At 71.7% G+C, this 20,693-nt stretch carries 22 protein-coding genes; 3 read left to right on the forward strand and 19 right to left on the reverse strand.

From position 1 onward, the window contains the following. The first annotated feature begins 37 nt into the window (after positions 1–37). Together ACA361_RS03520 and ACA361_RS03525 are read left to right on the forward strand one after the other, a co-directional pair. The gene (locus ACA361_RS03520) at positions 38–664 is read left to right on the forward strand and encodes a cob(I)yrinic acid a,c-diamide adenosyltransferase (RefSeq protein WP_375010312.1); all 627 of its coding nucleotides are present in this window, start codon (positions 38–40) and stop codon (positions 662–664) included. A 106-nt stretch (positions 665–770) separates the two neighbouring features. Next, the gene (locus ACA361_RS03525) at positions 771–1,700 is read left to right on the forward strand and encodes a DUF4097 family beta strand repeat-containing protein (protein ID WP_375010313.1); all 930 of its coding nucleotides are present in this window, start codon (positions 771–773) and stop codon (positions 1,698–1,700) included. A gap of 19 nt (positions 1,701–1,719) precedes the next feature. Here the strand turns inward: ACA361_RS03525 and ACA361_RS03530 are convergent, their stop codons facing one another. The 13 genes from ACA361_RS03530 to ACA361_RS03590 form a co-directional block, all read right to left on the reverse strand. Then, positions 1,720–2,181, reverse strand: a complete 462-nt coding sequence (locus tag ACA361_RS03530; protein ID WP_375010314.1) for a DUF2550 domain-containing protein — start codon at positions 2,179–2,181, stop codon at positions 1,720–1,722. Between the two features lie 186 nt (positions 2,182–2,367). Beyond that, on the reverse strand, positions 2,368–2,751 hold the full coding sequence (locus ACA361_RS03535) for a F0F1 ATP synthase subunit epsilon (RefSeq protein WP_375010315.1): 384 nt from the start codon (positions 2,749–2,751) through the stop codon (positions 2,368–2,370). Between the two features lie 31 nt (positions 2,752–2,782). After that, entirely contained in the window at positions 2,783–4,213 is a 1,431-nt protein-coding gene (atpD, locus tag ACA361_RS03540; RefSeq protein ID WP_375010316.1) for a F0F1 ATP synthase subunit beta, read from the reverse strand. Positions 4,214–4,217: 4 nt separating this feature from the next. After that, positions 4,218–5,114 (reverse strand): F0F1 ATP synthase subunit gamma, encoded by an 897-nt coding sequence (locus tag ACA361_RS03545; protein WP_375010317.1) that lies wholly within the window; start codon positions 5,112–5,114, stop codon positions 4,218–4,220. Positions 5,115–5,119: 5 nt separating this feature from the next. Further along, entirely contained in the window at positions 5,120–6,757 is a 1,638-nt protein-coding gene (gene atpA / locus ACA361_RS03550; protein ID WP_375010318.1) for a F0F1 ATP synthase subunit alpha, read from the reverse strand. Positions 6,758–6,818: 61 nt separating this feature from the next. After that, a complete protein-coding gene (locus ACA361_RS03555; protein ID WP_375010319.1) occupies positions 6,819–7,637 on the reverse strand; it encodes a F0F1 ATP synthase subunit delta in 819 nt (272 codons plus the stop codon). After that, the gene (locus ACA361_RS03560; RefSeq protein ID WP_375010320.1) at positions 7,634–8,206 is read right to left on the reverse strand and encodes a F0F1 ATP synthase subunit B; all 573 of its coding nucleotides are present in this window, start codon (positions 8,204–8,206) and stop codon (positions 7,634–7,636) included. Before ACA361_RS03560 ends, ACA361_RS03555 begins: the two co-directional genes overlap by 4 nt. 38 nt (positions 8,207–8,244) lie before the next feature. Continuing rightward, positions 8,245–8,469, reverse strand: coding sequence for an ATP synthase F0 subunit C (gene atpE, locus ACA361_RS03565; RefSeq protein ID WP_375010321.1), 225 nt, complete (start codon positions 8,467–8,469; stop codon positions 8,245–8,247). Between the two features lie 72 nt (positions 8,470–8,541). Continuing rightward, positions 8,542–9,237 carry a F0F1 ATP synthase subunit A gene (gene atpB / locus ACA361_RS03570; protein WP_375010322.1) on the reverse strand — a complete coding sequence of 232 codons (696 nt, stop codon included), beginning with the start codon at positions 9,235–9,237 and terminating at the stop codon, positions 8,542–8,544. 248 nt (positions 9,238–9,485) lie between these two features. Beyond that, positions 9,486–9,737, reverse strand: coding sequence for an AtpZ/AtpI family protein (locus tag ACA361_RS03575; protein WP_375010323.1), 252 nt, complete (start codon positions 9,735–9,737; stop codon positions 9,486–9,488). 66 nt (positions 9,738–9,803) lie between these two features. After that, positions 9,804–10,325, reverse strand: a complete 522-nt coding sequence (locus ACA361_RS03580; RefSeq protein WP_375010324.1) for a hypothetical protein — start codon at positions 10,323–10,325, stop codon at positions 9,804–9,806. Between the two features lie 257 nt (positions 10,326–10,582). Further along, positions 10,583–11,758: a glycosyltransferase family 4 protein gene (locus ACA361_RS03585; protein WP_375010325.1), complete on the reverse strand. Its 1,176-nt coding sequence runs from the start codon at positions 11,756–11,758 to the stop codon at positions 10,583–10,585. A gap of 162 nt (positions 11,759–11,920) precedes the next feature. After that, positions 11,921–12,919: a DUF2207 domain-containing protein gene (locus ACA361_RS03590; protein ID WP_375010326.1), complete on the reverse strand. Its 999-nt coding sequence runs from the start codon at positions 12,917–12,919 to the stop codon at positions 11,921–11,923. Between the two features lie 85 nt (positions 12,920–13,004). Between ACA361_RS03590 and ACA361_RS03595 the strand changes: the two genes are divergently transcribed. Beyond that, the gene (locus ACA361_RS03595) at positions 13,005–14,963 is read left to right on the forward strand and encodes a sensor histidine kinase (protein WP_375010327.1); all 1,959 of its coding nucleotides are present in this window, start codon (positions 13,005–13,007) and stop codon (positions 14,961–14,963) included. A 119-nt stretch (positions 14,964–15,082) separates the two neighbouring features. On the opposite strand, the gene ACA361_RS03600 is transcribed toward ACA361_RS03595, so the two are convergent. The 6 genes from ACA361_RS03600 to ACA361_RS03625 form a co-directional block, all read right to left on the reverse strand. Next, complete coding sequence (locus ACA361_RS03600) at positions 15,083–15,862, reverse strand: L-threonylcarbamoyladenylate synthase (protein ID WP_375010328.1); 780 nt, start codon at positions 15,860–15,862, stop codon at positions 15,083–15,085. Positions 15,863–15,916: 54 nt separating this feature from the next. Continuing rightward, positions 15,917–16,777, reverse strand: a complete 861-nt coding sequence (prmC, locus tag ACA361_RS03605; RefSeq protein ID WP_375010329.1) for a peptide chain release factor N(5)-glutamine methyltransferase — start codon at positions 16,775–16,777, stop codon at positions 15,917–15,919. After that, on the reverse strand, positions 16,774–17,841 hold the full coding sequence (gene prfA / locus ACA361_RS03610) for a peptide chain release factor 1 (RefSeq protein ID WP_375010330.1): 1,068 nt from the start codon (positions 17,839–17,841) through the stop codon (positions 16,774–16,776). Before prfA ends, prmC begins: the two co-directional genes overlap by 4 nt. A gap of 131 nt (positions 17,842–17,972) precedes the next feature. Continuing rightward, positions 17,973–18,191 (reverse strand): 50S ribosomal protein L31, encoded by a 219-nt coding sequence (gene rpmE, locus ACA361_RS03615; protein ID WP_375010331.1) that lies wholly within the window; start codon positions 18,189–18,191, stop codon positions 17,973–17,975. 203 nt (positions 18,192–18,394) lie between these two features. Next, complete coding sequence (locus tag ACA361_RS03620; RefSeq protein ID WP_375010332.1) at positions 18,395–19,048, reverse strand: response regulator; 654 nt, start codon at positions 19,046–19,048, stop codon at positions 18,395–18,397. 44 nt (positions 19,049–19,092) lie between these two features. Then, positions 19,093–20,424, reverse strand: a complete 1,332-nt coding sequence (locus ACA361_RS03625) for a sensor histidine kinase (protein WP_375010333.1) — start codon at positions 20,422–20,424, stop codon at positions 19,093–19,095. Positions 20,425–20,693 lie beyond the last annotated feature (269 nt).

Consider the following 20,693-nt stretch of genomic DNA (forward strand, 5'->3'; position numbering starts at 1 on the left):
AACCGCACTTCAGGCCCCTCCCCGTAGGGTGGTGGGCATGGCGAAGAACAGGGAGACCCCGGTCGTACTGTCGAAGATCTACACCCGCACCGGGGACGACGGGACGACCAACCTGAGCGACATGTCCCGCACCCCCAAGACCGACCCCCGGCTGGCCGCCTACGCCGACACCGAGGAGGCCAACGCCGCGATCGGCGCCGCCATCGCGATGGGCTCCCTGCCCGAGCCGCTCGTCACGCTCCTCACCCGGATCCAGAACGACCTGTTCGACGTCGGCGCCGACCTCTCCACGCCGGTCGTCCCCGACCCGCCCTACCCGGCCCTCCGGGTGGAGCCCTCCTACGTCGAGTTCCTGGAGGCGGCCTGCGACGAGCACAACGCCGGGCTGCCGCCCCTGCGCAGCTTCATCCTCCCCGGCGGCACGCCCGGCGCGGCCCTCCTGCACGTCGCCCGTACCGTCACCCGGCGCGCCGAACGCTCCGCCTGGGCCGCCATCGAGGCCCACGGCGCCGCGCCCGCCGGCGACCCGGACGCCAGGGAGGGCGGCGTCAACCCGCTCACCGCCCGCTACCTCAACCGGCTGTCCGACCTGCTTTTCATCCTGTGCCGGACGGCCAACGCCGAGCACGGCGACGTGCTGTGGAAGCCCGGCGGCGAGCGGTAGGTGGGGATAACCCCACCATCGAGACGCAGGCTCGCCACCTGTCCGGGCCCGCGCCCGGATGTGAGGCTGGAAGCGTACGGGGGGACCGGCGAACTCGGGAGTGAACGTGAAGAGCCTGACCAGAGGCGTGGGCGTACTGACCGGCGTGGCGGCGCTCACGGCGGCGTCCGTGCTGGCCGGATGCGAAGTCAGCTTCTCCGGCTCCACCAAGCACGAGACGCGGTCCTACGACGTGCCCGGCTCGTTCACCGGCCTGGACGTCCAGGGCGACAACGGCCGCATCGAGGTCTTCGGCACCGACACCCGGACCGTGCGGATCGAGGAGCGGGTGGCCTGGAGCAACTCCCGGAACAAGCCGCGCACGAACCGGTCCGTGAAGGGGGACATGCTCACCCTGAAGACCGCGTGCGCCCGCCAGGTCATCGGTGTCAACGGCTGCGAGATCTCGTACCGGATCGAGGTGCCCAAGGCCACCATGGCCGACCTGCACGCCGACTCGGGCGCCCTCTCGGTCTCCGGGCTGACCGGTGACTCGCTGCGGCTCAGCACCGACTCCGGCATGATCGAGGCCGCGGGCGTGCAGACCAAGCGGCTGACCGTGGAGGCCGACTCCGGGAAGATCAAGGTGGACGGCCGGGCCGACGTCGCCGACCTGAGCAACGACAGCGGGCTGATCGAGTCCGAAGGGCTGCGCACCGACCGGCTGACGGCCCGGTCCGGCTCCGGCAAGGTCGCCATCACGCTGCTGGAGGCGCCGACCAGCGTCCAGGTCGACAACGACTCCGGCGCCGTCGAGCTGCGGGTGCCCGGCGACAAGGCGTACGCGATCAGCGTGCAGACCGACTCCGGCGCGCAGCGGGTGGCGAGGTCGCTGCGCCGCGACAACTCCTCACCGCACCGGCTGCGGCTCGCCAGCGACTCCGGCCTGGTCAGCGTCAGCCCCCTGGAGGGGGACGACGGCGAGCTCCCGGACCGGCCGAACCCGCCGGACCGTCCGGACACGCCCGAGGCCCCGGAGGCCCCGGAAGTCCCCTGACGGCCGCGGGCACGGCCGCTCAGTCGGAGGGATGCAGGTCCACCGGGAACCCCGGCGGGGCCGCCTCCAGCCAGGCCAGGAAGCCGGTCAGCGCGGCCGCGCTCATCGCCAGCTCCACGGTGAGCGCGCCGTCCCTGACCTCGATCACGCCGGCCTCGGGCAGCAGCCCCTCGGCCTCCTCACCCTCGGGCCGGCGCCGGTTGGACACGACGAGGCCCCGGCGGTGGATCACCTGCCGGGGCCTTCTGCGGAATCCGAAGACACGGTGCCAGTGCAGCACGTCCCCCTTGTAACGGCCGATGCCCAGCCGCCAAGGGCCGGGCACGCCGTCCGCGGGAATCACCCGCAGGCTGCACTCCACCGCGCCGCCGCCGCGGACGAACAGCCAGCGGCGCAGCGACATCAGGGCGAACGCCAGCGCGGCCGGCAGAATGACGGCGGCGAGCAGCACGCCCGCATCCAGTGCCAGACGTCCGCCCAAGTCCCCCCGCCGTTCTTCCCCGCCGAGCTTTGCTGGAGCCTACAGGCCGGGCGGCGGCGCCGTGGACAGGACCCCGGGCAAAACAAGGGCCGCGACCCGATTCCCGTCCAGGGAAACCGGACCGCGGCCCTCGCCGGTCCTGCTGGCGGCGTGCTCGCGCACGCCCGCGTCCCGCTCGCGAAGCCGTCAGACCTCGCTGCCCGCGGCGCGCAGCCGCGCCCGGGCCCGCCGCTCGGCGGTCGAGTCCGCGCCGGCCTCGGCCTGCGCGTCCTGCAGCGCCTGCCGCGCGGCGGCGACGTCGACCTCGGTGCCCAGCTCGGCCTGCTCGGCCAGGATCGACACCTCGTCGTCGGCGATCGAGAAGAACCCGCTGCCGACCATGGCGCTGACCCACTCGCCACCGGCCGTCTCGATCTTCACGACGCTGCCGTCCAGCAGCACGCCCAGCACCGGGGCGTGGCCCGGCAGGATGCCGAGCTGGCCCTCGATGGTCTGCGCGACCACCATCCTGGCCTCGCCGGCCCAGATCTCGCGCTCCGGCGAGACCACGCCGACCTTCAGAGTCGCCACTGTCTGTCCTCCGAATACTGGAGCGTGCGGATTACTTCTCCAGCTCCTTGGCCTTGCGCTCGGCGTCCTCGATACCGCCGCACATGAAGAACGCCTGCTCGGGCAGGTGGTCGTACTTGCCCTCGGCGATCCCCTTGAACGAGGCGATCGTCTCGTCCAGCGGCACCGTGACACCGGGCTGGCCGGTGAACTGCTCGGCCACGTACATCGGGTGCGACAGGAAGCGCTCGATGCGCCGCGCCCGGTTGACGGTGACCTTGTCCTCTTCGGAGAGCTCGTCGATACCCAGGATCGCGATGATGTCCTGCAGCTCCTTGTACTTCTGCAGGATCCGCTTCACCTCCTGGGCGACCTCGTAGTGCTCCCGGCCGATGATGGCCGGGTCCATGATCCGCGAGGTCGAGTCGAGCGGGTCCACCGCCGGGTAGATGCCCTTCTCGGTGATCGCCCGGGACAGCGTGGTGGTCGCGTCCAGGTGGGCGAACACGGTGTGCGGCGCGGGGTCGGTGATGTCGTCCGCGGGCACGTAGATCGCCTGCATCGAGGTGATCGAGTGACCGCGGGTCGAGGTGATCCGCTCCTGCAGCACACCCATCTCGTCGGCCAGGGTCGGCTGGTAGCCCACCGCCGAGGGCATGCGCCCGAGCAGCGTGGAGACCTCCGAGCCGGCCTGCGTGAACCGGAAGATGTTGTCGATGAACAGCAGCACGTCCTGCTTCTGGACGTCCCGGAAGTACTCGGCCATCGTCAGCGCCGACAGCGCGACCCGCAGACGGGTGCCCGGCGGCTCGTCCATCTGGCCGAACACCAGCGCGGTGTCCTTGAGGACGTTCGCCTCTTCCATCTCGACCCAGAGGTCGTTGCCCTCACGGGTCCGCTCGCCGACGCCGGCGAACACCGAGGTGCCACCGAAGTTCCGCGCGACACGGGTGATCATCTCCTGGATGAGCACCGTCTTGCCGACGCCCGCGCCGCCGAACAGGCCGATCTTGCCGCCCGCGACGTACGGGGTGAGCAGGTCGATGACCTTGATGCCGGTCTCCAGCATCTCGGTCTTGGACTCCAGCTGGTCGAACGCCGGAGCCTTGCGGTGGATGCCCCACTGCTCGTTGATCTCCAGGGACGCCTTGGGGACGTCCAGGGAGTCGCCCAGCGCGTTCCACACGTGGCCCTTGGTCACGTCGCCGACCGGCACCGAGATCGGCTCACCGGTGTCGGTGACCGCGGCGCCGCGGACCATGCCGTCGGTCGGCTGCATGGAGATGGCGCGGACCATGTTGTCGCCCAGGTGCTGGGCGACCTCGAGGGTCAGCGTCTTGGTCTCCTCGCCGAGGGTCACCTCGATGTGGAGGGCGTTGTAGATCTCCGGGAGGGCGTCGGCGGGGAACTCCACGTCGACGACCGGGCCGATGACACGGGCGACGCGCCCGGTCGCGGTCGCCGTCTCTACCTGTGCAGTCATTCCTCTACTCCCCGCCAGAATCGGCGAGCGCGTCAGCGCCACCGACGATCTCGCTGATTTCCTGGGTGATCGCCGCCTGCCGCACCTGGTTCATCTGGCGCGTGTAGACCTCGATCAGTTCGTGGGCATTGTCGGTCGCCGACTTCATCGCACGCCGGACGGCCGCGTGGAACGACGCCGCCGACTGGAGCAGCATGTGGAAGATGCGGCTCTCGATGTAGTTCGGCAGGAGCAGGTCCAGCGCCGCCTGGGCGGTCGGCTCGAACTCGTACGCCGGCGGTGCGGAACCCGGCCGGTCCCGCTCCTCGATCTCGAGCGGGATCAGCCTGCGCACCTGGACCTGCTGGGTCAGCATCGAGACGAACTCGGTGTAGACCACGTGGATCTCCCCGACCCCGCCCTCGGCGTCGGTCTTGAGGAAGTCCGCGGCCAGCCGGCGCCCGATCCGCTCCGCGCTCGCGAAGTCGGGCCGGTCGCTGATGCCCTTCCACTCCTCGGCGATCTCCCGGTCGCGGAAGCGGTACCAGGTGATGCCCTTGTTGCCGACGATGTACGGGATCGGCTCCTTGCCCTGCTCGCGCAGCGCCTTGATGAGCGACTCCGCCTCGCGGATCACGTTGGCGTTGTAGGCCCCGCAGAACCCGCGGTCGCTGGTGATGATCAGTACCGCGGTCCGCTTGTCCTCCGGCTGCTCGTTGAGCAGCGGGTGGTCGATGCCGACATGGTGGCTGATCAGCGCCGAGAGCGCCTGCGTGATCTGGTCGGCGTACGGCTTGGAGGCCGCCACCGCCTGCTGGGCCTTGACGATCCGCGAGGTGGCGATCATCTCCTGCGCGCGCGTGATCTTGGCGGTCGAGCTGACCGACCGGATCCGCTGCCGCAGTTGACGAAGCTGGGCCATCTCGCTCAGCCCTTCTTGACGCGGGTGATCGTCTCCTGCTCGACGTCCTCGTCCGCGATCGCCTCGACGGGCTCGTCCTGCCCCAGCAGGCGGCCCTCCGAGGTCTCGAAGCCCTTCTTGAACTCCGTGATGGCGTCCTTCAGGGCGGTCAGGCCGTCGTCGGACAGCTGACCCGTCTCGCGGATGGAGGTGAGCAGGCCGGACTCGTTGCGCTCGACGTGGTCGAGGAACTCGCGCTCGAACCGGCGGATGTCGGCCACCGGCACGTCGTCGAGCTCGCCGGACGTACCGGCCCACACCGACACGACCTGCTTCTCGACCGGGAACGGGTTGCTCTGCGGCTGCTTGAGCAGCTCGACCAGCCGCGCACCGCGCTCCAGCTGGGCGCGCGACGCGGCGTCCAGGTCGGACGCGAAGGCGGCGAACGCCTCCAGGTCGCGGTACTGCGACAGCGACAGCTTCAGCGTGCCGGCGACCTTGCGCATCGCCTTCACCTGCGCCGAACCGCCGACCCGGGACACCGAGATACCGACGTTGATCGCCGGCCGGACGCCCTGGTTGAACAGGTCGGTCTCCAGGAAGCACTGGCCGTCGGTGATCGAGATGACGTTGGTCGGGATGTACGCCGAGACGTCGTTGCCCTTGGTCTCGATGATCGGCAGGCCGGTCATCGAGCCGCCGCCCATGTCGTCCGACAGCTTCGCGCAGCGCTCCAGCAGGCGCGAGTGCAGGTAGAACACGTCACCGGGGTACGCCTCGCGGCCCGGCGGGCGGCGCAGCAGCAGCGACACCGCACGGTACGCCTCGGCCTGCTTCGACAGGTCGTCGAAGACGATCAGGACGTGCTTGCCCTGGTACATCCAGTGCTGGCCGATCGCCGACCCGGTGTAGGGGGCGATGTACTTGAAGCCCGCCGGCTCGGACGCCGGAGCGGCCACGATCGTGGTGTACTCCATCGCGCCCGCCTCTTCGAGGGTGCGGCGCACGTTGGCGATCGTGGAGCCCTTCTGGCCGATCGCGACGTAGATGCAGCGGACCTGCTTGCTCTCGTCGCCCGACTCCCAGGCTTCCTTCTGGTTCAGGATGGTGTCCACGCAGACCGTGGTCTTGCCGGTCTGCCGGTCACCGATGACCAGCTGCCGCTGGCCGCGGCCGATCGGGGTCATCGAGTCGATGGCCTTGATGCCCGTCTGCAGCGGCTCGTCCACCGACTTCCGCTGCACGACCGTCGGGGCCTGCAGTTCGAGCGCGCGGCGCTCGGTCGTCTCGATGGCGCCCTTGCCGTCGATGGGGTTGCCCAGCGCGTCGACGACGCGGCCAAGGAAGCCGTCGCCGACGGGGACCGAGAGGACCTCGCCGGTACGGCGGACCTTCTGGCCCTCCTCGATCTTGCTGAAGTCACCCAGGACGACGGCGCCGATCTCGCGCACGTCCAGGTTCAGAGCCAGGCCGCGGGTCCCGTCCTCGAACTCGAGGAGCTCGTTGGCCATGGTCGAGGGCAGCCCCTCGACGTGGGCGATACCGTCGCCGGAATCGACGATGGTGCCGACCTCTTCGCGCGCGGCTGCCTCAGGCTCGTACGACTGGACGAAGCGCTCCAGCGCGTCCCGGATCTCATCCGGACGGATCGTCAGCTCCGCCATGATTCCTCTCTTGCTCCCTTAGGGGTCGGCTCGCTAGACACGGTCTGGCTCTTCTGCATGGTCAGCTCGCGAGCCGCCGTCGGACGTCGTCCAGCCGCCCGGCGATGGTGCCGTCGATGACCTCGTCCCCGATCTGGATGGACAGCCCGCCGATCGTGGTGGGGTCGAGCTCGATGTTCAGGTGTACTTCGTGGCCGTAGGCCGTGGCGAGGACCGCCCCCAGCCGGGCGCGCTGCGTCTCCGTCAGCGCCACCGGCGTGCGGACCAGCGCCACCAGGCGCTCCCGCCGCTGCGCGACGAGCTTGCCGAACTCGGCCAGCCCGCCTTCCAGGCTACGTCCTCGCGGGCGCAGCACCAGCTCGGTGACCAGCGTCAGCGTGGCCGCGGTGACCTTGCCGTCCAGCAGCGCGTCCAGCAGGCCGGACTTGCGCTCCTCCGGCAGCCCGGGCGCGGCCAGGGCGCCGCGCAGCTGCGGCTCCCTCTCCAGTACCCGGGAGAACCGGAAGAGCTCGTCCTCCAGGTCGTCGATCCGGCCGTCGGCCTCGGCGCGGGCGGCCTCGGCGGTGACCGCGAGGGTCTCCACCGCGTCCGCCAGCTCCGACGGCTTGGACCAGCGCAGCCGGACCACGTCGGCGACCAGCTCGAGAGCGGCCGCCGAGACCTTGCCGTTCAGCAGTCCCTGGACGAGCCGCGCCTTGTCGGCGCCGTCCCGGGCCGGGTCGGAGACCGCCCGGCGCAGCCCGTGCTCGCGGTCGACCAGGCGCAGCACCGCGAACAGGTCGCCGCCGAGCCTGGACAGGTCCGCGGTCGGGATGACCGCTTCGAGCCGCTCCCTGGCCTCGGCCAGGGACGCCCTGCTCACCGCTCCCGTGATGGTCATGAGGTGATCTGCTCCTGCGTACGCGCGCGGCCCTCGAGTTCCTCAAGGAAACGGTCGACCACGCGGCTCTGGCGGGCGGCGTCGTCCAGCGACTCGCCCACCACGCGGCCGGCCAGCTCGACCGACAGCGTCCCGATCTCGGCCCGCAGCGACGACAGCGCGGCCTGCCGCTCGGCCTCGATCTGGGTCTGCGCGGCCTCGGTGATCCGGCGCGCCTCGGCCTGGGCCTGCTCGCGCATCTCGGCGATGATCTGCGCGCCGTCCTCCTTGGCCTTCTCGCGCAGCCGGGACGCCTCGTGCCGCGCCTCGGCCAGCTGAGCCTGGTACTCCTTCAGCGTGGCCTGCGCCTCGGCCTGGGCGTCCTCGGCACGCTTGAGCCCGCCCTCGATCGCGTCGGTCCGCTCGGCGAGCGTCTTCTGGATCTGGGGGACGAGCTTCCAGCCCACCAGGATCAGCACGATGAAGAACGAGATCGTGCCGATGACCAGTTCGGAGGTGTGGGGGAGCAGCGGGTTGTGCCCCCCTTCCTCCTGAGCCACCGTCGCGGCGGTGGCCAGTAGGTCGGTCATTGGGGTTCCGCCTTCCTGTCAGTGGTTGCCAGGGAGGATCACTGGTGCACGAACGGCACAACGAAACCGATCAGGGCCAGCGCCTCGGTGAGGGCGAAGCCCAGCAGCATGTTGGTCCGGATCACGTTGGTCAGCTCCGGCTGGCGGGCGATGGCCTGCACGCCCTGGCCGAAGATGATGCCCACGCCGATGCCGGGGCCGATGGCGGCGAGACCGTACGCGATCGAACCGAGGTTGCCGGAGACTTCGGCGAGAGTGCCCATGTTCATTCCTTCTCATTCGGCCGGTGGGAGCCCGCCCCACCGGAGCTTTGCGTTGTGCGGGTTGCGGTCGGATCAGTGGTCGGGGTGCAGCGCGCCACCGATGTAGGAGGCGGCCAGCATCGCGAAGATGAACGCCTGCAGAGCCTGCACGAACATCTCGAAGGCGGTCATCACGATGGTCATCACGAAGCCCAGCACACCCAGGCCGGCGCCCAGGGGGGTCAGCTTCTCGAACAGGAACCACCAGGCGACCGTCGCGAAGAAGGCCAGCAGCAGGTGTCCCGCGAACATGTTGGCGAAGAGCCGGACCGAGTGGGTGAACGGCCGGAGGATGATCACCGACAGCAGCTCGATCGGGGCGTAGAGCGCGTACAGCGGCTTGGGCAGCCCGGGCGGGAACAGCATGTTCTTGAACCAGCCGACGAAGCCCTGGCTCTTGATGCTGAGGAACCACATCATCAGGTAGACCACGATGGCCAGCACGATCGGGAACGCGATGTGCGAGGCGATCGGCAACTGCATGACGGGGACGACGCCCATCCAGTTGATCACCAGGATGAAGAAGAACGTGGACAGCAGGAACGGCATCCACCGGTCGCTGTCCTTGCCGATCATCGGCCGGGCGACCTGGTCGCGGACGAACAGGTAGCCGAGCTCACCGATGTTCTGGACGCCGCGCGGCACCAGCTTCGGCTTGTTGAACGCGGCCCAGAAGAAGCCGACGACGATGATCACCGAAAGGGCGGCGATCAGCGTCGGCTTGGTCACCCACGAGGGCGCACCGTCCCAGAGAGGTCCCCACTCGAAGATCTCGGTCCCGGGAGCTTGGAACTCATCTCCGGCCGGCGCGGCGATTCCGCCCGGGGAGGCGAGGAGGTGTCGCGCACTCACGCGGCAGTCCCTTCGTCAGTGACTCTTCAGGTCAGTCGGTCGTCTGGTGCGTGCCCGTGGGCAGCGGCTTCAGTCCCGGTCGGCGGCGGTCTCGGTGGCGGTGGGCTCCCCCGCCACCGGCGCGGTCAACGGCCGTAGCGGTGGTAGACCAGGTAGAGCGCGAGAGCGAGGCCCACCAGGATCCCGATGGGGAGCATCGCCGAGGTGCCCCACCAGCGATCCAGCAGCCAGCCGATGCCGCCGTAGACGATCATCCCGCTCATGATGGAGCTGGGGATTGACCAGGCGGCATTGGCGAAGTCGCGTTGGTCCTGGCCGTCGTCGCCGGAACCCGGATCGGGCGGGTGCCCCTCCTCGCTCATCGCAGGACGGACCATAGCAGGCCACCCCCCTGATGGTCATATTGGAGTAGTCCATATGCGCCGGTGCCGTCCACGGGTTCATCACGGTCCCCGGTCGGCGGCGGGAGCGCCGCTCTGGGAAACGGTTCCGGGCGCATTCTCGGCCGAGTGCGCGGCCGCCGTTCCGGCGGGGCTCTCGGGGGCATCGGCGGCGGTGTTGGGGACGCTCGGCTCAGGGTCCACGTACAGCGTCTTCGCCCTGGTGGTGGCCATGATCTCGGCACCGATCCAGACCAGGGTGAGCGCGATGATCGACCAGCCGAACGCCTTGGTGTTCCAGAGCGTCACACCGTCCAGCGCGATGATCAAAGCGAACATCGCGAAAATCTTGGTGATATAGCTGAAGACGGCCGCCGCGAACATCATCTGATCGGAGATCTTCGAGGCGTAGCTGACGGCGATCACGCTGATCGAGAAGAAGGCGATCACGACAACCGTGCCGATCGCGGCACCCAGCGCTCCCTTGGTCCCGGCGAGCGCCAGGCTCGCCGCGACGGCGGCGAGGCCGGCGAGGCCGGACGGGATCGCGGCGCCGCGGAGGATCCGGGCGTCGGAAGAGTGCATGATGGCTCCGGCTGGTCACGTTTCGTGTTCGTCGGGCTGTTCGTGAAAGGTATCACAAGCGTCCGGAACGTCCGCAATTACCCTCGATGTAACGGCTTGCGGCCACGGTCACCGACGCGGACAACACGCACTGTAGCCCAGGTCAAGCCCTGCTTTGCCCGAAACGGCGAGGCCGCGCCGCGGGCCTTGGTCACGCCCGTCGAACCAGTCAGAGAACCGTTCAACGGGCTAATCGGACAGACCGGTAGGAGGGGGCGTCAGACCGGCTGCCGGGTGCGAGGGGGCGGGGGCGGGGGCGGGGGCGGCGACTCCAGCTCGCGGCGCTCCGCGCGGCGGGCGGCCATCCGCGGCAGCCCGATCATCGCGGTCAGCCCCACGATCGCGACCAGCCCGGTGACCGAGGCCACCAGCACGACGGAATTGGTGAACGACACCCCGACCAGGCAGGCCGCCAGCAGCGACACCCAGAAGTACATGATCAGCACCGCCCGGCGGTGCGAGTGGCCGAGCTCCAGCAGCCGGTGGTGGAGGTGCTGCTTGTCCGGCGAGAACGGTGACCTGCCCTGATTCGTCCGGCGCCACACCGCCAGCAGCATGTCCATGAACGGCACCAGCGCCACCGCCGGGACCAGCAGCAGCGGCACGTAGAACGGGAACAGCCCGGACGCGCCGAGGAAGGCCGGGTCGAACTGCCCGGTCAGCATGATCGTCGAGGCGCTCAGCAGCAGCCCGATCAGCATCGAGCCGGTGTCGCCCATGAAGATCCGGGCCGGGTTGAAGTTGTGCGGCAGGAAGCCCGCGCAGATGCCGACCAGCACGGCGGCGGTCAGCGTCGCGCCGGTGAGCGTGGTCAGCTTGTTGGTGTAGGAGAGCAGGTACGCGTACGAGAACAGCGCCAGCGCGGCGATCCCGACCACGCCCGCGGCCAGCCCGTCCAGCCCGTCGATGAAGTTCACCGCGTTGATCGTCGCCACCACGATCAGCACCGTCAGCGGGACCCCGTACGCCGGGGGCAGCGACAGCGACTCCCCGTTCGGCAGCGGGATCACGTACAGCTGGATGCCCTGCATGATGAAGATCCCGGCCGCTGCGACCTGCCCCGCGAACTTGGTCAGCGGATCCAGCTCCCAGCGGTCGTCGGCGACCCCCAGCAGGGTGATCAGCCCGCCGGACAGCAGCAGCGCCTTGCCGACGCTGACGTCGCCGTCCTCCAGCACCTTGCGCATCTCGGGCAGCCCCGTCGCGACCACCACGGCGGCCACCATGCCGCCGAACATCGCCAGCCCGCCCAGCCGGGGCGTCGGGATCACGTGCACGTCCCGGTCGCGGACCTTGGCCTGGGCCCCGAACCACACGGCGAACCGGCGGACGGCGGGGGTGAGCAGGTAGGCGACGACGGCGGCGATGAGGATGGTGAGCAGGTACTCCCGCACGCCTCGCGCCTCCGTTCGCAGGTTGTGGGTCCGCCGGGTGCGTCACTGGATCCGACACACCGCGCGGGCGGCCGGTTCACGCCCGCAGCGTACCGATCAACTGTAATCGCTCTCCGCCGCGACCGCCGCGCGTTCCCCCGGTCCGGTGCGGCGGCGGCCCCGTCAGCCGCCGCCGGGGAGCGGCCGGCGGTCCCGGCGGACCTGGACGACGGCGGCTCCGACCACGGCCAGGCCGGCGGCCGTGACGGTCAGGTCGCCCAGCGAGAACGCCCAGGGCCCTCGCGGGATCGCGTCGTCGGCGACGTCCACGAGGACTGTCAGCGCCCCGGCGGTGAACAGCAGGCGCGCGGCGCGCCGCCCCGGCGGCGGGCGGCGGGCCACGGCCGCGGCGACGGCCAGCGCGAGCGCCAGGACCGCCGTGCCCGCCCAGGTCCCGGCCCAGCGCGGCCGCGCGTACCGGGGCGGCGGCACGTTCACCGCCCCCTTGGGCAGCCGCACCTTGACCAGCACGCCCTCGCGGGGACGCAGCCCCCGCTGGGTGAACCCGATCGCGTACGGGCCGTCGCGGTCGCGCAGGCAGCGGGTGTACACCTCGGGGGTCCCCGCGTGGCAGGACACCTTGCGCAGCGGGACGTGCGCCTGCACGCGCACCGCGACCTCCCCGATGGGCACGTCCCAGGAACGGCCGATCGCGTCCCAGGCCAGCTCGTCGCGGTCGCCCCGCCGGGTGAACGCCCCGGCCACCGCGTACTCGATCACGTACGCCTGGCGGCCGGTCACCCGGCGGCCCTCCCCGCCGACGGTGATCTGCACGTCGTTCAGCAGCCGCAGCGTCCGCGGCCGGGCGGGCGCGCCGGTGGACGAGCTGGCCCGCACGCCGCGCAGGTCGTAGAGCCGGTCGCCGCGGCGGTACGGGACGCGCCGGGCGATGCCGTGCTCGCCGCCGCTGTCGAAGTCGTAGGTGATCGTCTCGCGGACGCGCAGCACCGCGTCCCGGCCGATCGTCAGCACCACGTCGTAGGCGGGGATGCTCTCCGCCGGGCGCGGGCCCGCCGCGGCCGCGCGCCCCGCCCCGGCGGGCAGGCCGAGACCGGCGGCCACCAGCACGGGAACGCCGAGGATGGCCGCCGGCCCCCGAAGCCGGCCACGCACGTCACGCATAGTCGCATCGTTGGGGCGCCGAAAGAGGCGCATCCGACCGTTTACCATCCGCGGATTCCCCGGATCGCCCCTAAAGTCACATGCCGTGGGGGAACGGGGAGGAGCCGGCGAGGTCACCCGGCGCTGGCCGGGCGTCGCCGACTTCGCCGTGCCCGCCGTGCTCGCGGTCGTCCAGCTCGGCGGGACCTGGCTGCTCACCGAGGGGCTCGACGACGCGGGAACGGGCGGGCCGCTCACCCGCGAGCGCTGGATGATCGCCGTGGCGGCCGTCCTGTGCTGCAGCGTCGCGCTGATCTGGCGCCGTACCGCGCCGCTGACCGTGCTGGCCTGCACGGCGGTCGTCGGCACCGCGGGGACGCTCGCCGCCGGCCATCCCGACGTGATCGTCGGCGGGGTCGCCGACATGGTCGCGCTGTTCTCGGTCGCGGTGCACCGCGGCCGCCGCGACGCGGCGATCGGCTGCGCCGCCGTGTTCCTGCTGCTCACTGTCTCCTTCCTGCCTCAGCGCACCGACCCGGCCGTGCTGGTGACCAACGGGCTCCTGGACGCCGCCACCTACGTCGGCGTCACCGCGCTCGGCCAGCTGCGCCGCCAGCGCAAGGCCCGCCGCCGCGAGATCGCCGGCCGGCTCGCCGCCGCCGACCGCGAGCGCCGCGACGCCGCCGCGGCCGAGCGCGAGCGGCTGGCCCGCGACCTGCACGACGTGGCCGGCCACCACCTCAGCGCCGTGGTCGTCCACAGCACCGCCGCGGCCCGCATCGACGACCCCGACCTGACCGGCCGCGCCCTCACCGCCGCCGCCGACACCGGACGGGACGTCCTCAAGGCCCTCGGGAACCTGGTGGACGTCGTCGGGCCCGGCGAATCCGCCGACGGCGGCCTGGACACCCTCCTGCCGCCCCTCTGCCAGGGGCTCGCCCGCCTGGGAGTGCCCGTCTCGCTCTCCGTGGAGGGGTCTCGCCGCCTGCGGCCCCAGGTGACGAACGCCGCGTACCGGATCGTGCAGGAGGCGCTCACGAACGCGATGAGGTACGCGCAGGGGGCGTCCGTCACCGTCGCCATCCGGTACGAGCCCGGCGCCCTGTACGTCACCGTCCACAACACCGCCCCGCCCGAGGAGATCCCCGCCCCGTCCCTCGGCGGCGGCCGCGGCATCGCCGGGATGCGCGAGCGCGCCGAGTCGCTCGGCGGCACCCTCGCCGCGGGCCCGGACGAGGGCGGCTGGACGGTCCACGCCCGGCTTCCCACCTCGGCCACCGCCGGCCGCGGGCGCGGCTGGCCCGAGGTGCTCGACGGCGCCGCGATCGGCGTCTGCGTGGCGCTGCCGGCCGCGCTGGCGTTCGCCCCGCCGGACGCGGTCCTCGCCGGCTGGTCCGCGGGCGGCACGGCCCTCGCCATGCTCGCCGTCCTCGGCCGGGCGCTGCCGCTGTGGTGGCGCCGCCGCGCCCCGTACACCGCCCTCGCCGCGCTCACCGTGATCGACTCGGCATGGGCGGTGCTGGCCGGCCGCGCCGGCTCGGGCGTGCTGCTGGCCCTGCTGTTCCTCGGCTCCCCCGCCGCGATGATCGCGGTCTCCTCGGTCGGCTCGCACGCCCGCCGCGGCGTCGTCACCTGGCCCGCGCCGCTGGTCGCCGCCGTTCCGTGGGGCATCGCGTTCGCGGCGCTGGGCACCCTGGACCCGGGACCGCCGCCCGAACGCCCCGACCTGATCGCGTTCGGCCTGGTCACGGGCGCCCTGTTCGCCGTCCTCGTGCTGCTGCCGTTCTGGGCCTGGGGCCGTACCGTCTCGGGCCGCGGGCGGCGCTGGGAGCACAGCGCCCTGGAGAGCATGGCCCTGCGCACGGGCGAGGCCGTCCTCGCCGAACGCCACCGCGTCGCCATCGGCCTGCGCGGCACCGTCCTGGAGCACACCCACCGCCTGGTCAGGGCCGCCGAAAAGGGCCTCGCGGGCGACACCCAGGACGCCCTGACCGCGGTGGCCGACCACGCCCGCGCGGCCCTGACCGACATGCGAGCCCTACTAGACGCCCTCGACGAAACCTGACCTTTTCTCCAGCGGCTTGACGCTGGAGAAAAGGGCCGTCAAGTCGAGGCTGACTGGGCCGATTCCACCGCTCGGCATTCGCGATTTCTGGACCTCGCAGAAATCGCCGAGTCCTGGACTCAGTCCTTTTTCAGGGAGGGCCGGTCTTCGGGGAGGGGCGGTTCCTCGGAGGGCGCGTCCTGCTTGGTGAGGGACGGCTTTTCGTCATCCTCGGGCTTGGTCAGGTCCACCGCGGGGGCCTCGTCGGGCTCGTCCTCGTCGGTGAGGAGGACGCCGACGACCGCGCGGATCCTCTCCTCGGAGACGGCGCCGAGGCGAAGGAGGCGCGGGACGGGGCCGGTGAGGTCGACGATCGTGGACGGTTCCGAGTGGCCGGACCGGCCGCCGTCCAGGAAGACCGAGACCGCGTCGCCGAGCATCTCCTCGGCCTCCGCGAGGGTGCGGGCGGCGGGCTTGCCGCTGAGGTTGGCGCTGCTGACGGCGAGGGGGCCGGTCTCCTTGAGGAGTTCGACGGCGAGCTCGTGCATCGGCATCCGGACGGCGACCGTGCCCTTGGTGTCGCCCAGGTCCCACAGGAGGTTCGAGTTGGCCCTGCAGACGAGCGTGAGGGCCCCGGGCCAGAACTCGTCGATGAGGTCCTGCCCGTAGGTGCCGAGGTCCTCCACGAGGGCCGTGGCGGCGCGTACGGAGCCGACCAGGACCGGCGGGGGCATGTCCCGGCCCCGGCCCTTGGCGTCCAGGAGGGCGGTCACCGCGGGCGGCGTGAACGCGTCGGCACCGATGCCGTACACGGTGTCGGTCGGCAGCACGACGAGCTCCCCGCGCCGTACGGCCGAGACGGCTTCGGCGATTCCCCGGGTGCGCTCCATCGGCTCGGAGCAGTCATAGCGTCGGCTCACGGTCGCCCGTCTTCCCAAGTGTGCGGATTGGCTCGGTTGCAGGATATCCAGGGGCTAGGGAACGCCCAGCCGGGCGGTCACGAAGCGGTCCCGGTTGGTCAGGTCGCGGCGGTTGCGGACGTCGCGCCAGCCGTTCTCCTCCGCGAAGATCCAGTAGACGCCGTTGCCCTGGAGGTCGCTGTGCTCGACGGCGACGTACCCGCCGGGACGCAGCAGGCGGCGCGCGGTGCGCTCCACGGCGCGGATGGCGTCCAGGCCGTCGTCTCCCCCGCCCCACAGCGCGTCGGCCGGATCGTGGTCGCGGACGTCGCGGGGCACGTACTCCCACTCGCTCATCGGGATGTACGGCGGATTGCTGATCACGAAGTCGACGGTGCCGTCCAGCTCGGAGAGGGCCGAGCCGAAGTCGTCCAGGTGGAGGCGGACGCGGCCGCGCTCGTCGAGCTCCTCGATGTTGCGGGTGGCGTGCACGAACGCGGTGGGGTCCTTCTCGACCGCGTGGACGCGGGCGCGCGGCGCCTCCAGGGCGATCGAGAGGGCGATCGCGGCGGAGCCGGTGCCGAGGTCGACGACGAGGGGGTCCTGGACGTCCATGTCGCGCAGCGTCTCCAACGCCCAGCCGACCATCACCTCGGTCTCGGGCCGGGGGACGAAGACGCCGGGGCCGACCTTCAGCTCCAGGTAGCGGAAGAACGCGCGGCCGGTGATGTGCTGGAGGGGCTCGCCGGCCTCGCGGCGCGCCACGTACTCCCAGAACAGCGCGTCGAACGCGGAGTCGGGCACCTTGTGCAGCTCGGACCGGTTCACGCCGTGCACCGCCGCGGCCAGCTCCTCGGCGTCGGCGCGCGGCGAGGCGGCCCCCGCGTCGGCCAGCCGCGCGGTGGCCCTCGCCACCTCGTCGAGGAGCAGGTTCATGACGCCTTCTGCGCCTCCGCCAGCCGGCGCTCCATGTCGGCGTCCACCAGCGCCTGCGTCACGTTGTGGAGGTCGCCGTCCAGGACGTGGTCCAGGTTGTACGCCTTGTAGCCGACGCGGTGGTCGGAGATGCGGTTCTCCGGGTAGTTGTAGGTGCGCACCCGCTCGGAGCGGTCGACGGTGCGGACCTGGCTCTTGCGCTCGGCGGCCGCGGCGGCGTCGGCCTCCTCCTGCGCCATGGCGAGGAGGCGGGAGCGCAGGATGCGCATCGCCTGCTCCTTGTTCTGGAGCTGGCTCTTCTCGTTCTGGCAGGAGACGACCACGCCGGTCGGCTCGTGGGTGATCCGCACGGCCGAGTCGGTGGTGTTGACGCTCTGCCCGCCGGGGCCGGACGAGCGGTAGACGTCGATGCGCAGGTCGTTGGGGTCGATCTGGACGTCGACGTCCTCGGCCTCCGGGGTGACCAGGACGCCGGCGGCGCTGGTGTGGATGCGGCCCTGCGACTCGGTCACCGGGACGCGCTGGACGCGGTGGACGCCGCCCTCGTACTTGAGGCGGGTCCAGACGCCCTCCTCCTGGCCGCCCCTGGCCTTGACCGCGACCGTCACGTCCTTGTAGCCGCCCAGGTCGGACGGGTGCGAGTCGATGATCTCGGTCTTCCAGCCCACCCGCTCGGCGTACCGCAGGTACATCCGCAGCAGGTCGCCGACGAACAGCGCGGACTCCTCGCCGCCCTCGCCCGCCTTGATCTCCAGGATGACGTCCTTGGAGTCGCTGGGGTCGCGCGGGACCAGCAGCCGGCGGAGCCGCTCCTCCAGCTCCTCGCGGCGCTTCTCCAGCTCGGTGGCCTCGGCCGCGAACCCCTCGTCCTCGCCGGCCAGCTCGCGCGCCGTCGCGAGGTCGCCGGTGGTGCCGGCCAGCTCGCGGGCGGTCTCGACGATCGGCCGCAGCTCGGCGTAGCGCTTGCCCAGCCGGCGCGCCAGCGCCTGGTCGGCGTGCACGGCCGGGTCGGCGAGCCGCCCCTCGATGTCGGCGTACTCGCTGATCAGATCGTCGAGATTCACGGTGCTTCCTGGCCCGTTCCGGCCTCACGGCCTGCGGGGAAGAGATCGGACGGCCCGGGGAACGCGGTGGATCCCCGGGCCGGTCCCGCCGCCGAGCGGCGGCGGGTGGTGCTGCCCGTTCGGGCCTGCGCCTACTTGCGGTCGGCCTTCTTGCCGAAGCGCTGCTCGAAGCGCGCGACCCGGCCGCCGGTGTCCAGGATCTTCTGCTTGCCCGTGTAGAACGGGTGGCAGTTGGAGCAGACGTCGGCGTGCATGACGCCGTTCTCGGCGGTGCTGCGGGTCTCGAAGGTGTTGCCGCAGGTGCACGTCACGGTGGTGACGACGTAGTTCGGGTGGATGTCAGGCTTCACGGGTTCTCCTCGCTTGTGGCGGTCGCCGGGCACTTCCCGGGCACTTGCCGACTCGCGCGCGGAGGCGCGGGAGATGGGGAAGCGTGAACCGGTACCGCAGCGGTTGCACTCCAAGTGTGCCAGATACCCGAACGTGCCGAGGTCAACGGGCATTCCCGATCTTGCGCCCCGGTGGCGCGGACGGCGCGGGCGGCCGGCCGCCGTCAGGACTCGGAACGGCCCAGGTAGGCGAGCACGGCCATCACCCTGCGGTGGCCGCCCTGCGCGGGCTGGAGGTCCAGTTTCATGAAGATGTTGGAGATGTGCTTCTCCACCGCGCCCTCCGTGACCACCAGGTCCTTCGCGATGGCCCCGTTGGAGCGGCCCTGGGCCATCAGCCCCAGCACCTCGTGCTCGCGCGGCGTGAGCGCCTCCAGCGGGTCGCCCGTGCGGCGCCGGCCCAGCAACTGGCCGATCACCTCCGGGTCGATCACCGTGCCGCCGGCCGCGATCCGCCGTACCGCGTCGATGAACTCGGCGACCTCGGCCACCCGCTCCTTCAGCAGGTAGCCCACGCCCTTGGCGCCGCCGCCGATCAGGTCGGTGGCGTACCGCTCCTCCACGTACTGCGACAGCACCAGGATCGGTGTCTCCGGCAGCCGCTCGCGCACCTCCAGCGCGGCGCGCAGCCCCTCGTCGGTGAACGAGGGCGGCATCCGCACGTCCACGATGGCCAGATCGGGGCGGTGCTCGACGACGATGCCGAGCAGGCCCGGCCCGTCCCCCACCGTCGCCACCGTCTCGATCCCGGCGTCGCCGAGCAGCCGGACCAGCCCTTCCCGCAGCAGCACCGAATCCTCGGCGATCACGACCCGCATGCGTCCATTATCAGGGCCCCGGCCGGCGCCGGGGCCCTGGACCGCTACCAGGTGCAGGGAAGGTCGGCGCGGATCACGGTCGGGCCGCCGGGCGGGCTGTCGACGGTCAGCATCCCGTCGATGGTCGCGGCCCGGTCGGCCAGCCCGGCCAGCCCGCCCTTGGCGCGGGCCACCGCCCCGCCGACCCCGTTGTCGGCCACCTCGACGACCACCCAGGAGTCCTCCCGGGCGACGCGGACGGTGGCGCGGGTGGCGCGGGCGTACTTGGCGATGTTGGCCAGCGCCTCGGCGACGATGAAGTACGCGATGCTCTCGACCGCGGCGGGCGGCCGCTCCGGCAGGTCCACGTCCACCTCGACCGGTACGGGCGCGCGCCCGGCCAGCCCGGACAGCGCCGGGTCCAGGCCGCGGTCGGTGAGGATCGCCGGGTAGATGCCGCGGGCCAGGTCGCGCAGCTCGGAGATCGCCTCCTTGGTGCCCGAGTGCGCCTGCTCGATCAGCGCGCGGGCGCCCTCCGGGTCCTCGTCCAGCTTGGCGCGGGCCCGGCCGATGTCCATCGCGACCGCCAGCAGCCGCTGCTGCGCGCCGTCGTGCAGGTCGCGCTCGATGCGGCGCCGCTCGAACTCCGCCGCGTCCACGCCCCGGGCCCGGCTGGCCTGGAGGTGCGCGGTCTTCTGCCGCAGCCGCTGGTTCTCCTGCTGGGACGCGCTCGGCCCGAGCAGCGACCGCGCGATCAGCACGTGCCCCATCGCCATCGCGCGGGTCACGTACATGGCCATCACCGCGAGCAGCACCCCGAACGCCGTCCCGGGCAGCCCGGCCACGGGGTTGCCGGCCCAGAACGACACCAGCCCGAAGTTGACCTCGACGCCGCCGTCCTGCGCCGCCAGCACCGGCAGGACGAGGAACGTCCCGGCCGCCGACCACACGAACGCCGACAGCGCGAACTCGACCAGCGACAGCGGGAAGCGCAGGAACAGGTACAGCAGGTCCTTCCAGGTGGCCGGGTCCGTGGCCATCGCCTTCAGCTTGACCAGCGGGTTGCGGCCCTCCGGCAGCGGCCGGTACGGGCTCGGGATCCGCACCCCGAACGCCATCCAGGCCATCGCCCGCTCGATCACGGCCGCGAACCGCCAGGCGATCATCATCAGCACCAGCATCGGGATGCCGATCCAGAGGACCACCAGCGCGGTGGACAGCGCCAGCCCGACGACCAGCCCGATGAACCAGGCCAGCCCGAACCCGAGGCTCACGGCCAGGTAGAGCGCGGAACGCCAGGTCACCGAGGACCTGGCCATCGCCGCCGGGCGCCATGATCCGGTCACGACCGTCATCGCGCGACCACCCGCGGCGGTGGTGCTGCTCAGCTCGCCCACATCGTCCCTCCGTGCCCGGTCCAGCGTACGTTCCCAGCCTGCCGCCGCCGCACCCCGCCTGCCATGGTGCTCACCAGCGAGGCAGGGGTGGGGCTAACCCCACCATCCCGTGCCCGCTGCCCTGTCGACTCGGGGCGTGTCCGCCTCCGGCGCGCCGCGACCGGGCGGACACGCCACGAGTCAACGTTCCGGGCGCAAAGGGCGGCGCCCCGGGAGAAAGCCTCCCGGGGCGCCGTCTTTCAGCGTTCGTGCGGTTGTCGCGTTCCCGA

The organism is Actinomadura sp. 21ATH, from assembly GCF_041951345.1.
Taxonomy (GTDB): Bacteria; Actinomycetota; Actinomycetes; order Streptosporangiales; family Streptosporangiaceae; genus Spirillospora.

Excerpts from the sequence above, each read along its gene's own strand:
- ACA361_RS03560 (WP_375010320.1), bottom strand. The coding sequence starts at position 8,206 with ATGACCGACCTACTGGCCACCGCCGCGACGGTGGCTCAGGAGGAAGGG.
- ACA361_RS03580 (WP_375010324.1), bottom strand. The coding sequence starts at position 10,325 with ATGCACTCTTCCGACGCCCGGATCCTCCGCGGCGCCGCGATCCCGTCC.
- atpE (WP_375010321.1), bottom strand. The coding sequence starts at position 8,469 with ATGGGCACTCTCGCCGAAGTCTCCGGCAACCTCGGTTCGATCGCGTAC.
- atpA (WP_375010318.1), bottom strand. The coding sequence starts at position 6,757 with ATGGCGGAGCTGACGATCCGTCCGGATGAGATCCGGGACGCGCTGGAG.
- ACA361_RS03575 (WP_375010323.1), bottom strand. The coding sequence starts at position 9,737 with ATGGTCCGTCCTGCGATGAGCGAGGAGGGGCACCCGCCCGATCCGGGT.
- atpD (WP_375010316.1), bottom strand. The coding sequence starts at position 4,213 with ATGACTGCACAGGTAGAGACGGCGACCGCGACCGGGCGCGTCGCCCGT.
- ACA361_RS03520 (WP_375010312.1), top strand. The coding sequence starts at position 38 with ATGGCGAAGAACAGGGAGACCCCGGTCGTACTGTCGAAGATCTACACC.
- ACA361_RS03555 (WP_375010319.1), bottom strand. The coding sequence starts at position 7,637 with ATGACCATCACGGGAGCGGTGAGCAGGGCGTCCCTGGCCGAGGCCAGG.
- ACA361_RS03545 (WP_375010317.1), bottom strand. The coding sequence starts at position 5,114 with ATGGCCCAGCTTCGTCAACTGCGGCAGCGGATCCGGTCGGTCAGCTCG.
- ACA361_RS03620 (WP_375010332.1), bottom strand. The coding sequence starts at position 19,048 with ATGCGGGTCGTGATCGCCGAGGATTCGGTGCTGCTGCGGGAAGGGCTG.
- ACA361_RS03590 (WP_375010326.1), bottom strand. The coding sequence starts at position 12,919 with ATGCGTGACGTGCGTGGCCGGCTTCGGGGGCCGGCGGCCATCCTCGGC.
- prmC (WP_375010329.1), bottom strand. The coding sequence starts at position 16,777 with ATGAACCTGCTCCTCGACGAGGTGGCGAGGGCCACCGCGCGGCTGGCC.